This is a genomic window from Vibrio sp. 10N.286.48.B8 (assembly GCF_003050085.1).
Taxonomy (GTDB): Bacteria; Pseudomonadota; Gammaproteobacteria; order Enterobacterales; family Vibrionaceae; genus Vibrio; species Vibrio crassostreae.
The window spans coordinates 91,984-106,834 of sequence record NZ_PIGD01000010.1; the positions used below are offsets into that span (position 1 = coordinate 91,984).

Sequence of the window (14,851 nt, forward strand, 5' to 3'; positions counted from 1 at the left end):
GCAAAATTAAGCTATCGTTAACTGCCCTGCGTAAAGGACAAACGTTCGCAGCATTAATACACCCATTAGGCTTAGCGAAGTCACTGAAAAAATATACACCGAGCTATGGCGGATTGAGGTTGGTGTCACTGCATTCAGCAACAACGGTAAAACCATGCCGACACCGATGACGCCGTACCAGAACCAACTCGCCCAGAAACCACTGCCAATTGCGTTCCATACTGCTTGCTCACTTTGACCACCAGCGAAGATAAGCCCAGTAAAGAAAGTAATAAGAACAAACAACTCAAACATCACGACCGGACGTTCGAATCCGTGGATCCATGAAATACTCGGGCTATGAGGTGATTCCTTAAAGACCAACACACCAAATAAAATACACGCCGCCGCTCCTGAGGATAAGCTCGAGAATAAGAACAAAATCGGCAACACTGGGTTATTCAATAGTGGGAAAGTATTCAAAGCTGACAACAAGAATCCGGTATAAGCGGCAAGCATCAGAGCAAGAACAGCTAAGAAGATTTCCAAAGCATTCTCAAACACTTCCAATTTGCCAATCCAGTTACCGACAAAATCGAGTCGCCCTTTTAACCAAGCTTGGTCATTCAAGAACACGACAATTTGATCTCGGAATATAATGCCGATCCAAAGGAATAGGATCACCATATACACTTGGAATAAGATCACACCCATCGACATCACAGACGTTGGGTTATAGAAGATCATGATCTTCCAAAAGGATAACGGTTTTGTCAGGTGGAAAACCAAGATAAGCAGACCTGAAATGATCCCGAATGGCGCGAGAAAAGCCGTGGCCTTTAACACCCCATTATGAGCAGGATCGCCTTCAATGACCTTACGTTTTAGGTAAATGGAGATCATTACGGCACCTGCCGACATCCCCGCGAGAAATAGATAGATTGCTATAATCCAGTCCCATACCACAGTACCAGACTGAAAAGCTGTGTCCCATGCACTCATAATCAAATCTCCCCTTTTTGGTGTGGCACTTTGTAGAGTTTTGGCTGAGTGCCTAGATAAGCTTTATCCCTGTAAACCACCTCAGATTTAAGCACCTGGTTTATCTCACTCTTAGGGTCATTTAGATCGCCAAATACTAGCGCCTTGGTCGGGCAAGATTCGACACAAGCAGGCAGCTTCCCTTGTGCAAGATTGGTATCACGACAGAAGTTACATTTATCAGCCGATTTGTTCTCAGGGTGGAAGAAGCGCACTTGATACGGGCACGCTAACAAACAGTAACCACAACCGACACACTTCTCTTTATGCACATCAACGATGCCAGTTTTTTCATCTTTGTAGGCCGCCCCTGTTGGGCAAACCATCACGCAGGGTGCATTATCACAATGTTGGCAAGAGTTACGAGTAAAACGGTAATCAACATTTGGATATTCGCCTTGGGGTTCGCTCTTAATAATTTCTAAGCGCGACACGCCTTCAGGCACTTTGTTTACTTCACGACATGCTTCTGTACAAGCGGTGCAACCAATACACGCGGTCTCGTCATGAATCATTCCATAACGTTTAGCCCCGTCCTCTTGAACATTGGCTAGCGTTTTACGGCTTGTTACCGCCGCCGTTCCCGCAACACCTGTAGTAAAAATAACGGCACCAGCGCCAGCTAAAAAGTTTCTTCTTGAGCAGCTCATAGATTACTCCTCTTCTTTCTTCTGGTTGAAGTCTGAATGGCAATCCACACACAGCTTGATGGTTTGCTTTTTATCTAAGCCCAGCACCTTTGCTTCAGTCGCATGAACATCATGACAGTTTGAACACGTTAAGTTTTGCGCGTGAACATCGTGGGTCCAACTCGCTTCGCGCAGATCATCCGGTTTGTGACAATCTATACATTGGCTATTGGCATCTAAAATTAAGCTAGGGTCTAGGAAAACCTTCTCGGTTCCCGGTTGTGATTGAGCCGCGCGATACTTCACCACTTCAGGTGCACCTTCACGGTGATCGGGGCTAATAGAACTATGACAGTCGGTACAATTTACTTCACGACCAAGTAAAGCGTGTGCACTTTCACCATGTGAACCCAATACCGTTTCTTTTGAATCTTTATGGCATTGAACACACTTGTAGTCTTTGTCACGTATTAATTCGACTTCATGTCTTGTTGATTCTCCTACTGGCGTAACAGCAGGCTCAGCAACAGCATGAATGGAATAACCATAGAGGCAGAATGCTAGAAGGGATTTAAGCATTATGACTATGGCCAATTTAATATTGCCCATTTTATCCTTTCCTTATACCGGCATTATTTAACTCTCAACTAAATAATATTCCGGTTAAACAAAAGTACCCTTAAACGATATTATTACCGCTTAAATGATATCAATTCTTATTTTGGATAAGCCACAACGCTTTCTATAGTTAGAATATACCTCTAATTGGGTAATACGAAATTTGAATGGGTTAATCTGTGAACGCAATCACCCTATTTATATCATGGTCAATCTAGGTAATTGATTGTTATATATGATAATAATTATCAATTGAACTTTAATATCCCTACCCAGCAATACCCCTTTAGGGTTATATAAACTTCAACGTGATTGAAGTCACTACCATTAATTGATCTAAGACAAGCTATATCCAACACGTAACAAAATGTGTTTGTTTATGAATTAATATAAACAGGAATTCTCCAGTTCTTAATTTGAATAGCAAACTCACAACGCTTGGTATAAGAATCAGTATATTGGAGATATCACTGTGAAAAAGCATTGGATACGTAATTCGGTCACAGCACTATTAATGGTTAGCGCATCACTAGCAAGCGCAACCAGTTTTGCTGCGTCTGAACAAAAAGAAATTGGCGACCCTCGTAACGACCAGTTCGAGCAAAACCACCCAGATCAATATCATTCATGGAGACAGACTTCAGAAAGCGAAACCATTGAAGACGCACTAAAAGAAGATCCCAACATGGTTATCATGTGGGCTGGCTACGGCTTCGCAAAAGATTACAACAAGGCACGTGGTCACTTTTATGCGATTGACGATGTACGACAAACCCTTCGTACTGGCGGGCCAACGGACGAAAGCTCTGGCCCAATGCCAATGGCGTGTTGGAGCTGTAAGAGCCCAGACGTGGCACGTGTGATCGAAGAGCGTGGCGAAGACGGTTACTTCGAAGGTAAGTGGGCACGTCTTGGCAACGAGATTGTGAACCCTATTGGCTGTGCCGACTGTCACGATACCCAAAGCGAAGGCTTTAAAAATGGTGAGCCAGCACTGAAGGTGACGCGTCCTTATGTTGAACGTGCGTTCGATGCGATTGGTAAGAAGTTTGAAGACCAAGGTCGCTTAGATCAACAAGCTTCCGTTTGTGCTCAATGTCATGTGGAATACTACTTCACAGGGCCAACAAAAGGCGTGAAATTCCCTTGGGACAAAGGGACTCGTGTTGAGCAAATGGAAGAGTATTACGATGGAATCGGCTTTAAAGATTGGACGCACAAAGTATCTAAAGCGCCAATGCTAAAAGCACAGCACCCTGGCTATGAAACGTGGCGTGAAGGCATTCACGGCAAAAACAAAGTTGCTTGTGTTGACTGTCATATGCCGAAAGTGACCAAAGAAGATGGCACCGTTTATACCGACCATAAAGTGGGTAACCCATTCGACCGCTTCGAAGATACGTGTGCAAACTGTCACACTCAATCTAAAGAAACCATGCGTAACATCGTTTCAAGCCGTAAAGCTCAAGTGCTAAACATGAAGCTGACCGCTGAGAAACAAATCGTTGCCGCTCACTTTGAAGCAGGCGCGGCATGGGAAGCAGGTGCGACAGAGCAAGAGATGGAGCCTATCCTACTGGATATCCGTCACGCTCAATGGCGTTGGGACTACGCTATTGCATCTCACGGCGTTCATATGCATGCACCTGAAATCGCTCTAGAAGTGCTAGGCACTGCCGTTGACCGCGCAGCCGATGCTCGTACTAAGATTGTTCGTCTACTGGCGAAGAAAGGCATCACTGATCCAATCGAGATTCCAGACATCTCAACCAAAGAGGCGGCTCAAAAAGCGCTTGGAATGGACATGGATAAGATGAACGCTGAAAAACAACACTTCTTAGACACAGTTGTTCCTAAATGGGAAGAGCAAGCTGAAAAGCGTGAAGCCAGCTACGAATACTAGTTTCTTCAATTAGACCATTACGTAAAAACCAGTCACACTATTATTGTGTGGCTGGTTTTTTAGGTTTGGGGCAATACACATTAATATCTCCTCCCCAATCCACTCGCCAATTCAAGGAATATATAATGAAAACCTTACTTTCACTTTCAGCATTATGTATCGCACTACTCAGTTCAGGCGTTTACGCCTCTGAGCGTGCTGAGACAGGGTGGGAATTAATAGAGAAAGGCGCATTAGTGGTTGATGTCAGAACACCTGCAGAGTTCGAACAAGGGCATCTGGACAACGCCATCAACTACCCTCTTTCTGAAGTCGCTACTCACTTCGCCAAGATAGATAAAGACCAACCGATCGTTTTGTATTGCCGCAGTGGTAATCGTTCAGGACAAGCCTATCAATTCTTGCGAGCTCAAGGATTTACTCAAATCCACAACGCAGGTGGGTTAATAGAAATGCAAGAAAGCCAATAGCTTGAGAGATTAATGGCTTTAGAGGCTAAACGCTTCAAAGGTAAGTCGTTTCAAAGGCTAATCGTTTCAAAGACAAATAGCTTCAAAAGCTAATCAGGAAGAACAGCCTATTGACCAAGCTTAGCGGATCATCTGTTTGGCTTGGTTGATCGAGTGAATAATCGAAACGCGATCAATCCCCTTTTGATTGGAGTCGAGGATTTGAGTCCACGCATCAATCGCTTGTTGGTAGCGCATGCTGATGAAATGATCGGTCGCAATCAGCATCAATGCCGTACGATCATTGGGATCAAGCTCCATTGAGTGATCCAATAACGCATTCACTTCATCACTCATAGCTTGAGAGCTGAGGTAATAAAGTGCGGTTGCTTTGGCCGCATAAAGGCCCGATGGTGCTTGAGGATCCAACCGAATCGCGTAGTCATAACAGGTGAACGCTGCATCAAACTCCCCTTTCTGCATATACACACCACCCAGCTTAAACCACAAATCGGATTGATTCGGATCTTGTTTGAGGCTTTGTTGAAGCTCACCTTCGAAATCTGTTGCCGTGTAACCATTGCTATCATCCAAAGGAAGTTGGGGTGTCTCCTGTTTCATTTGAGACCAGACAAGCACACTCAGAGCCACTGCAGTAAGGGAAATCACCACATTGCCTTTTAGATGACTACCATTGTCGCTCGCGGCAATAACGACCACGATCAAAAACAGGCTAATTAGTACTAACGCAACCAACAACCAGATGTCCATTCCACACTCCTTTATCAACCCTTTAAGTTTACCACTTTCCCAATCAGGCAATATTGATCGAGACTTAGCTATTAGGATTTACGCCAATCAGAATAAACGAGCAGACAATAAAAAACCGAGCACTTAGGCTCGGTTTTTTCAATGGTAAGCTTAATTACTTAACGTAATCGAGATTACTCAGTGTCTTGCTCGCTATCACTTTCAGAGTCAGAAGCATCTGATGCTTGCTCTTCACTTGATTCAGCAACTTCAGCGTTGATAGTTTCAGCATTTGCTTCTTCAGCTTCGCCTTCTACAATCTCAGCTTCTTCTACTTCGTCGATACGTTGTAGACCTACAACATTCTCGTCTTCAGCAGTACGAATCAGTGTTACACCTTGAGTGTTACGACCAACTTGGCTTACTTCCGCTACGCGAGTACGTACTAGTGTACCTGCGTCGGTGATCATCATCATTTCATCGCCTTCTTCAACTTGAACAGCGCCAACAACTGGGCCGTTACGTTCAGAGACTTTGATAGATACTACACCTTGCGTTGCACGGCCTTTCGTTGGGTATTCTGCTAGCTCAGTACGCTTACCGTAACCATTTTGAGTCACAGTTAGGATATCGCCTTCGTTAGAAGGAACAATCAGTGAAACCACTTGATCGTCTTCTGGAAGCTTCATACCACGAACACCAGAGGCAGTACGGCCCATTGCGCGTACTTTGTCCTCGTTAAAGCGAACAACTTTGCCCGATTTAGAGAACAGCATGATGTCGCTATCACCGTTAGTGATGTCAACGCCAATCAGTGAATCGTCGTCACGTAGGTTAACTGCGATTAGGCCGTTAGCACGTACGTTTGCGAATTGATCCAGAGATGTCTTCTTAACTGTACCGTCACCTGTTGCCATGAAGATGAATTTCTCGTTAGAGAACTCAGAAACAGGCAGGATAGCCGTGATACGTTCACCTTCTTCTAGAGGAAGAATGTTCACGATAGGCTTACCACGAGCAGTACGACTTGCTAATGGTAGTTGGTAAACTTTCAGACGGTATGTCTTACCACGAGTAGAGAAACATAGGATGTTATCGTGAGTATTAGCAACAAGCAGACGCTCAATGTAATCCTCATCTTTCATCTTAGTTGCACTCTTACCTTTACCACCACGACGTTGAGATTCGTAGTCGCTTAGGATTTGGTACTTAACGTAACCTGCGTTAGAAAGCGTTACTACAACGTCTTCTTGAGCGATCAGCTCTTCCATGTCGATGTCATGAACTGCAGCTGTGATTTCTGTACGACGCTCGTCGCCATAGATTTCACGTACCGCTTCAAGTTCTTCACGGATAACTTCCATCAAACGCTCAGTGCTTGCAAGGATGTGCATTAGCTCAGCGATTTCTTCTAGAAGTGCTTTGTACTCGTCTAGAATCTTCTCGTGCTCAAGGCCAGTTAGGCGGTGAAGACGAAGTTCTAGAATAGCTTGTGCTTGTGTTTCCGTTAGGAAGTATTGGCCATCGCGGATGCCGTATTGGTCTTCCAACCAATCAGGACGAGCCGCATCAGTACCAGCACGCTCAAGCATTGAAGCAACGTTACCAAGATCCCAACCGCGTGCAACTAAGCCAGCTTTTGCTTCAGCTGGTGTTGGAGCGTTACGAATAAGCTCAATGATTTCGTCGATGTTAGCAAGTGCTAGAGACAACGCTTCAAGGATGTGTGCACGATCGCGCGCTTTCTTCAGTTCGAAGATAGTACGACGTGTAACAACTTCGCGACGGTGGTCTACGAAGCACTTAAGCATGTCTTTGATGTTGAACAACTGTGGTTGACCGTTGTTCAACGCAACCATGTTGATACCGAAAGTCGTTTGCAGTTGAGTTTGAGCGTATAGGTTGTTTAGAACCACTTCGCCTACTGCATCACGCTTACATTCAATAACAATACGCATACCATCTTTATCAGATTCGTCACGCAGTGCACTGATGCCTTCTACTTTCTTATCTTTAACCAGTTCAGCAATCTTCTCGATCAAACGAGCTTTGTTTACTTGGTAAGGGATCTCAGTAACGATAATAGTTTCTTTACCATTCTTCTCTACTTCGATATCCGCTTTTGAACGCATGTAAACCTTACCGCGGCCAGTCTTATAAGCATCGACGATGCCTTTACGACCACTGATAAGTGCTGCTGTTGGGAAGTCAGGACCAGGAATGTAGTCCATTAGCTCATCAATAGTGATCTCTTCATTATTGATGTAAGCCAAACAGCCATCAACAACTTCACCAAGGTTATGTGGTGGAATGTTGGTAGCCATACCTACTGCGATACCAGAAGCACCGTTTACCAATAGGTTAGGAATTTTTGTAGGAAGTACTGCTGGAATTTGTTCTGTACCATCGTAGTTCGGTACGTAATCCACAGTTTCCTTATCAAGGTCAGCCAGTAGCTCGTGAGCAATTTTCGCCATACGAACTTCGGTATAACGCATTGCAGCCGCGGAGTCGCCATCGATAGAACCAAAGTTACCTTGGCCATCAACTAGCATGTAACGCAGTGAGAACGGTTGCGCCATACGAACAATTGTATCGTATACAGCACTATCACCATGCGGGTGGTATTTACCGATTACATCACCTACTACACGAGCAGACTTTTTATATGGTTTGTTCCAATCATTACCTAGTACATTCATCGCGAACAAAACGCGGCGGTGTACTGGTTTTAGGCCATCACGCACATCTGGAAGGGCACGACCAACGATGACGGACATCGCGTAGTCTAGGTATGAACCTCTAAGCTCATCTTCAATATTTACGGGCGTGATCTCTTTCGCTAGATCGCTCATAGAGCCATTTTCCCTCTATAGTCAGATCGTATTTTTGAATACGTATAAGACCGAAAAATATAACACAAATTTACCTACGGAGGCATCACTTTCCCTCTCCTTTTACCATCTTGTGACCCTTGTAGCCAATCAATTGATGAGAAATTGCACCTCCGCATCATATCTTGCTGAAACATGGTCACTTTACATCCAATAAACTAGCAAAATTGTAGATCTTCTGGTCAGCGCGAAAAGGCAAGTTATAATGCCTGCAATTTCATGGATGCATTATTTAACTTGGAAATGCCGATTATGACTAAATCACAGAACGTAGACCCAGCAGAAATAAAGAAATTCGAAGACATGGCGTCACGCTGGTGGGATCTAGAAGGCGAATTTAAGCCGCTACATCAAATCAACCCACTGCGCCTAAATTACGTGTTAGAGAAGACGGAAGGCCTGTTTGGCAAGAAAGTCCTCGATGTTGGCTGCGGCGGCGGTATTCTTGCAGAAAGCATGGCGGTTGAAGGTGCGATAGTGACTGGCCTAGACATGGGTAAAGAGCCGCTAGAAGTAGCGCGCCTTCACGCATTGGAAACTGGCACCAAGCTCGATTACATCCAGAGCACTATCGAAGACCACGCAGACCAGAACCCACAGACGTACGATGTGGTAACGTGCATGGAAATGCTTGAACACGTTCCTGATCCGCAATCTGTTATCACTGCCTGTTCGAAATTGGTGAAACCGGGCGGCCACCTGTTCTTTTCTACATTGAACCGTAACTTCAAATCTTACTTGTTTGCGATTGTTGGTGCAGAGAAGCTATTGAAGATTGTTCCTGAAGGCACTCATGAACACGAGAAATTCATTCGCCCTGCTGAACTTATCAAGATGGTTGATAACACGCCGCTGCAAGAATTAGGGATCACAGGACTGCACTACAACCCTCTTACGGACACTTACCGTTTAGGCACAAATGTAGACGTAAACTACATCGTCCACACGCAAAACTTCGGCTAAAAAATATCGGTAGCCCTACCGTAAAACCTTTTGTAAAAAAGACGAATGAAAAGAGTTGCAATTACCATAAGTTTGCGACTTTTTTCAGTCTAAATTTCGTGCGCTAGCTTCCATTTTGACCACCTCGATTTAAATTTAATCGCCCAAAATCCATCGCCTATTTTGGTCAAAGATCAAGGGATTTTTTTTTATGGGCGTGCAAAAATAAAGCATCATTAAAAGCCGACTTTTATACAATCAAGTCACATCTAACCTCATCAGTTAGTGGTCACTTACAGTTTTTTTTCAATCCACCACTTATCCACAAGCAACCCAATTTCTTTACCTTGAAAAATATCAGTTGTAGCACTATCTTGTAACCCAACAAACAAATGACCCCTATATGTTGTGTTTGAACTACAATATATGGGTAGACCAAGATCACAAAGCCGAAACGTAATTTACAAAAGTTACACAGAAATACACAAAAACACGGCCTTGTTCAGTTTTGTTAGGGAAATTAAGCAGAATGAACCAACAACTTACTGTTACCAAGCGTAACGGGCGCAAAGAAACGATCGATCTAGAGAAGATCCATCGCGTGATTACATGGGCAGCTGAAGGCTTGCACAATGTTTCTGTATCACAAGTAGAATTGAAAGCTCACATTCAGTTTTACGATGGCATCACCACTACTGACATTCATGAGACTATCATCAAGTCGGCAGCGGATTTAATCTCTGAAGAGACTCCTGATTACCAATATCTAGCAGCACGTCTGTCTGTATTCCACCTACGTAAAAAAGCGTACGGCGAATACGAGCCGCCTGCACTGTATGACCACGTTGCAAAACTGGTTGATATGGGTAAATACGATAGCCACCTTATGGAAGACTACACGAAAGCTGAGTTTGACGAGCTTGACGAGTACATCGACCACAAACGTGACTTAGACTTCTCTTACGCAGCGGTTAAGCAGCTCGAAGGTAAATACTTCGTGCAAAACCGTGTAACGAAAGAAATCTACGAGAGTGCTCAGTTCCTTTACATTTTAGTTGCTGCGTGTTTATTCGCTAAGTACCCGAAATCGACTCGTCTTGACTACATCAAACGTTTTTACGACGCATCGTCTACGTTTAAGATTTCTCTACCTACACCGATCATGTCTGGTGTACGTACGCCTACTCGTCAATTCAGTTCTTGTGTACTGATCGAGTGTGGTGACAGCCTTGATTCTATCAACGCAACAGCAAGCTCAATTGTTCGTTACGTATCTCAACGTGCTGGTATTGGTATCAACGCAGGTCGTATCCGTGCGCTTGGTTCTGAAATCCGTAATGGTGAAGCGTTCCACACTGGCTGTATCCCTTTCTACAAATACTTCCAAACAGCAGTAAAATGTTGTTCTCAAGGTGGTGTTCGTGGTGGCGCAGCAACAGTGTTCTACCCACTATGGCACGGTGAAGTTCAGTCTCTATTAGTACTGAAAAACAACCGCGGCGTTGAAGAGAACCGTGTTCGTCACATGGACTACGGCGTACAGCTGAACAAGCTTATGTACTCTCGTCTTGTTCAAGGTGGCAACATCAGCCTGTTCTCACCTTCTGACGTACCTGGCCTTTACGATGCGTTCTTCGAAAACCAAGACCGTTTTGAAGAGCTATACGTTAAGTTCGAAAACGATCCATCAGTAAAGCGTGAAACAGTAAAAGCTGTTGAGCTGTTCTCTCTGCTAATGCAAGAGCGTGCTTCTACTGGTCGTATCTACATTCAGAACGTTGACCACTGTAATACACACAGCCCGTTTGATTCTGAAGTTGCACCTGTTCGTCAATCGAACCTATGTCTAGAAATCGCGCTACCAACTAAGCCGCTTTCTAACGTAGAAGATGACGAAGGCGAAATTGCACTTTGTACGCTTTCAGCATTCAACCTTGGCGCAATCAATGAACTAGACGACCTAGCAGAGCTTTCTGAACTGGTTGTTCGTGCACTAGATGCACTTCTTGATTACCAAGACTACCCGCTTCCAGCCGCATACAAGTCGACAATGAACCGTCGTACTCTAGGTGTGGGTGTAATCAACTACGCATACTACCTAGCGAAGAATGGTGTTAAGTACTCTGATGGCAGCGCCAATGGCCTGACTCACCGTACTTTTGAAGCGATTCAATACCACTTGCTAAAAGCATCTGTTGAACTAGCGAAAGAGCAAGGTCGTTGCCCATCTTTCCACGAGACCAACTACGCGAAAGGCCTACTGCCAATCGATACTTACAAGAAAGATATCGACTTAGTATGTGAAGAGCCATTGCACTACGATTGGGATTCTCTACGTGAAGAGATCATGGAGCACGGTCTGCGTAACTCTACGCTAACAGCGCTTATGCCTTCTGAGACATCGTCTCAAATCTCGAACGCGACTAACGGTATCGAGCCACCACGTGGTTACGTATCAGTGAAAGCATCGAAAGACGGCATCCTGAAGCAAGTTGTTCCAGATTTCCTAAATCTAAAAGAAAACTACGAGCTACTTTGGAACATTGGTTCTAACGACGGTTACCTACACCTAGTAGGTATCATGCAAAAATTCGTTGACCAAGCTATCTCTGCAAACACTAACTATGACCCAAGTGTTTACGACAGCGGTAAAGTACCAATGAAGAAGCTGCTTCAAGACCTACTAACAGCGTACAAGTACGGTGTTAAGACGCTTTACTACCATAACACTCGTGATGGTGCTAAAGACGACCAAGGCGATGCAGTTCAAGTGCCGGAAGAAGATTGTGAAGGCGGCGGTTGTAAGATCTAAACCGCAATAAACATTAAGACCCCAGAGAAGAGTTATCTTCTCTGGGTTTAAAGCATTAACAGGGTCCGTTTTATTACGGGTCTTTAAAGGATTTGAGGCATTTATGGCTTACAGTACTTTTTCTCAGCAAAAAAATGACCAACTAAAAGAACCAATGTTCTTGGGTCAGTCGGTAAACGTTGCACGTTACGACCAACAAAAATTCGAAATCTTCGAAAAGCTTATCGAGAAGCAGCTTTCTTTCTTCTGGCGACCAGAAGAAGTAGACGTGTCTAGCGACCGTATCGACTACAACAAGCTTCCTGAGCATGAAAAGCACATCTTCATCTCTAACTTGAAGTACCAAACGCTTCTAGATTCTATCCAAGGTCGCAGCCCTAACGTTGCCCTACTTCCATTGGTATCACTACCTGAAGTAGAAACTTGGATTGAGACATGGTCTTTCTCAGAAACGATTCACTCTCGTTCTTACACGCACATCATTCGTAACATCGTGAATGATCCAGGCGTAGTATTCGACGACATCGTTGAAAACGAAGAGATCCTGAAGCGTGCTAAAGACATCGCTTTCTACTACGACGACCTAATCAAGCTGACGGCTGACTACCACCGCTACGGTGAAGGCAACCACAGCATCAACGGCGAAGACGTTAAGATTTCACTTCACGATCTGAAGAAGAAACTTTACCTATGTCTAATGTCTGTAAACGCACTAGAAGCGATTCGTTTCTACGTAAGTTTCGCATGTTCATTTGCATTCGCTGAGCGTGAGCTAATGGAAGGTAACGCGAAGATCATCAAGCTAATCGCTCGTGATGAAGCACTTCACCTTACTGGTACGCAGCACATGATCAACTTGTTACGCAACGGTCAAGATGATTTCGAATTCATGCAGATCGCTGAAGAGTGTAAACAAGAATGTTTCGACCTATTCAAAGAAGCGGCTGAGCAAGAGAAAGAGTGGGCAGAGTACCTATTCAAAGACGGCTCTATGATTGGTCTGAATAAAGACATTCTTTGCCAATACGTTGAGTACATTACCAATATTCGTATGCAGGCTGTTGGTCTAGGTACCGCTTACCCAGAAGCAACATCGAACCCAATTCCATGGATTAACGCTTGGTTGTCTTCAGACAACGTGCAAGTTGCTCCACAAGAAGCAGAAATCAGTTCTTACCTAGTTGGTCAGATCGACAACGAAGTAAAAGCTGACGACTTTGAAGGATTTGAGCTGTAATGCCAACAATCAAAATCAACAAGCTGACTTCAATTGAATCTAACCCTTCAAACACTCTGTTGGAATCAATGGAACAAGCTGGGTTAGAGCCAGAATACAACTGCCGAGATGGCCACTGTGGCGCTTGCCGCTGCACGTTGGATTCTGGTGAGGTCGAGTACGTTGGTTTTGCTATGGCTTACACGCAAGGTAATGAAATATTGCCTTGTATCTGTAAAGCAAAGACTGAGCTATCGCTGAGTAACGTTATTCATAGAAGCAAGCAAAAACGCGCATAAGCCAACTGGCTTTAAGTCACCTTGTTCGAATATCGTCAATAAGAATTAAAAAGGGTCCGCTTCCTTTAGGAATGCGGACCCTTTTTCTATTCGTGTCTTAAGTTCTCAACCACCTAACCAAACGTTTATTGCTGAGTCAGGTTTAGAGTCACCGAGCCAATATAACAAGCGCTTCGGCACTCTCCACAACCATTACACTTATCTTTATCCACTGTAGGCAACTCTCCTACTTCGATGTGTAGCGCACCTGCTGAACACGCAGTTTGGCATGCTGAGCAATCCATTTGCATGTAATTGTTACAGGTATCGGCAAAGCTTGGCTTGAGGTCGATATAAGGTGTGACCGTTGGATGAAGTGCGCCAGTCGTACACACTTCAGTGCATTTGTTACACATAGAACAACTGTTGTAATCCAAATTCAGCAGTGCACTTCCCTCTAACATCTCAATAACGCTATTCGGACACGCTTGCTCACACAGCCCACAACCTTCGCAAAGACGCTCAAACAGCACCTCATCAACCGCTCTTGGCGGTCTTGAATGCAAGCGCTGTGAGATCTCTTCGTAATTCGCGGCTGCTTTAACCGGTTTAGAAAGTCGAGTTAAGAAACCGCGTCTATTTGAATTTATTTGTTCAGACATTAGTCGATATATAACTTTTTAGTAGCAACGTTTAAATTATATTCAGACGTTAAATACTTAAACCAATCTATTACATCACTTGATAGCTGCTTATAAAATGATAAATCTGATGCTGTATTTAATTTATCCAAATAAACAGAAGACCAAGGTAATAAATGACACTCAAGTAATTCATTAGCTGAATTGATATTATTATTTTCTAACAAATATGCATGGGCGAATAGCATTAAACCAAACTGATCCTCTGGCTCTCTTAATCCAGTGTCTAACTCAATTTGATTCAATTCTAAGAATTGGCGATATTCCACAGTCGACGCGCCGAATACAACACGGTCTTTATCTAGGTATACAGAGCCCCAAGGTGGAGCTGGCATGTCTCCAACGCCTTCAAACAAGCGACTAAATTCCGCAGACAAGGCGATTTCCTGCTCACTTCTCAGTGCCAGCAGACATTCTTCTGATAGAACTTCACTCTCAACCAAGGCTTCGACAATGGTTAACAACTGTTCTTTATTTATCGCTTTATAAAATAGCGAACCCAACAGTTTGTGCGTATCGATAATCATTATTATTTATACCGTAATAGGTTTTAAAGATAATTATATTAATTAAACCATTCCATTCTTTGATCTAATTTATACATTCAATTCATAAGATTTAAATTTCATACTTATTTGA

General features: G+C 43.9%; 13 protein-coding genes. 6 read left to right on the top strand and 7 right to left on the bottom strand.

The annotated features are described in order from the left end of the window. Nucleotides 1–6 precede the first annotated feature (6 nt). From nrfD to nrfB, 3 genes are read right to left on the bottom strand one after another with little or no spacing between them, the layout of a single operon-like run. Entirely contained in the window at nt 7–981 is a 975-nt protein-coding gene (gene nrfD / locus CWO08_RS13225) for a cytochrome c nitrite reductase subunit NrfD (protein WP_048607198.1), read from the bottom strand. Nucleotides 982–983: 2 nt separating this feature from the next. Next, a complete protein-coding gene (gene nrfC / locus CWO08_RS13230) occupies nt 984–1,670 on the bottom strand; it encodes a cytochrome c nitrite reductase Fe-S protein (protein ID WP_060982429.1) in 687 nt (228 codons plus the stop codon). Nucleotides 1,671–1,673: 3 nt separating this feature from the next. Continuing rightward, nucleotides 1,674–2,258 carry a cytochrome c nitrite reductase pentaheme subunit gene (gene nrfB / locus CWO08_RS13235; protein WP_017101427.1) on the bottom strand — a complete coding sequence of 195 codons (585 nt, stop codon included), beginning with the start codon at nt 2,256–2,258 and terminating at the stop codon, nt 1,674–1,676. A gap of 481 nt (nt 2,259–2,739) precedes the next feature. Here nrfB and nrfA point away from each other — a divergent pair, with 481 nt between their 5' ends. Then, nucleotides 2,740–4,170, top strand: a complete 1,431-nt coding sequence (gene nrfA / locus CWO08_RS13240) for an ammonia-forming nitrite reductase cytochrome c552 subunit (RefSeq protein ID WP_181360049.1) — start codon at nt 2,740–2,742, stop codon at nt 4,168–4,170. 125 nt (nt 4,171–4,295) lie between these two features. Next, a complete protein-coding gene (locus tag CWO08_RS13245; RefSeq protein ID WP_102431252.1) occupies nt 4,296–4,640 on the top strand; it encodes a rhodanese-like domain-containing protein in 345 nt (114 codons plus the stop codon). A gap of 120 nt (nt 4,641–4,760) precedes the next feature. On the opposite strand, the gene CWO08_RS13250 is transcribed toward CWO08_RS13245, so the two are convergent. Next, nucleotides 4,761–5,390: a tetratricopeptide repeat protein gene (locus CWO08_RS13250; protein WP_102480660.1), complete on the bottom strand. Its 630-nt coding sequence runs from the start codon at nt 5,388–5,390 to the stop codon at nt 4,761–4,763. A 173-nt stretch (nt 5,391–5,563) separates the two neighbouring features. Continuing rightward, entirely contained in the window at nt 5,564–8,224 is a 2,661-nt protein-coding gene (gyrA, locus tag CWO08_RS13255) for a DNA topoisomerase (ATP-hydrolyzing) subunit A (protein ID WP_102431254.1), read from the bottom strand. Between the two features lie 258 nt (nt 8,225–8,482). On the opposite strand from gyrA, the gene ubiG reads away from it, so the two are divergent. From ubiG to yfaE, 4 genes are all read left to right on the top strand, one after another. Further along, complete coding sequence (gene ubiG, locus CWO08_RS13260; protein ID WP_181360050.1) at nt 8,483–9,226, top strand: bifunctional 2-polyprenyl-6-hydroxyphenol methylase/3-demethylubiquinol 3-O-methyltransferase UbiG; 744 nt, start codon at nt 8,483–8,485, stop codon at nt 9,224–9,226. Between the two features lie 508 nt (nt 9,227–9,734). Then, complete coding sequence (nrdA, locus tag CWO08_RS13265) at nt 9,735–12,017, top strand: class 1a ribonucleoside-diphosphate reductase subunit alpha (protein ID WP_102530465.1); 2,283 nt, start codon at nt 9,735–9,737, stop codon at nt 12,015–12,017. A gap of 103 nt (nt 12,018–12,120) precedes the next feature. Further along, entirely contained in the window at nt 12,121–13,254 is a 1,134-nt protein-coding gene (gene nrdB, locus CWO08_RS13270; protein WP_048664730.1) for a class Ia ribonucleoside-diphosphate reductase subunit beta, read from the top strand. Continuing rightward, nucleotides 13,254–13,532 (top strand): class I ribonucleotide reductase maintenance protein YfaE, encoded by a 279-nt coding sequence (gene yfaE, locus CWO08_RS13275; RefSeq protein WP_048664729.1) that lies wholly within the window; start codon nt 13,254–13,256, stop codon nt 13,530–13,532. Before nrdB ends, yfaE begins: the two co-directional genes overlap by 1 nt. A 125-nt stretch (nt 13,533–13,657) precedes the next feature. Here yfaE and napF read toward each other — a convergent pair whose 3' ends face one another. Both napF and CWO08_RS13285 read right to left on the bottom strand, forming a co-directional pair. After that, on the bottom strand, nt 13,658–14,173 hold the full coding sequence (gene napF, locus CWO08_RS13280; protein WP_102431256.1) for a ferredoxin-type protein NapF: 516 nt from the start codon (nt 14,171–14,173) through the stop codon (nt 13,658–13,660). Further along, nucleotides 14,173–14,739, bottom strand: coding sequence for a molecular chaperone TorD family protein (locus CWO08_RS13285; protein WP_107898966.1), 567 nt, complete (start codon nt 14,737–14,739; stop codon nt 14,173–14,175). Before CWO08_RS13285 ends, napF begins: the two co-directional genes overlap by 1 nt. Nucleotides 14,740–14,851: the final 112 nt, after the last annotated feature.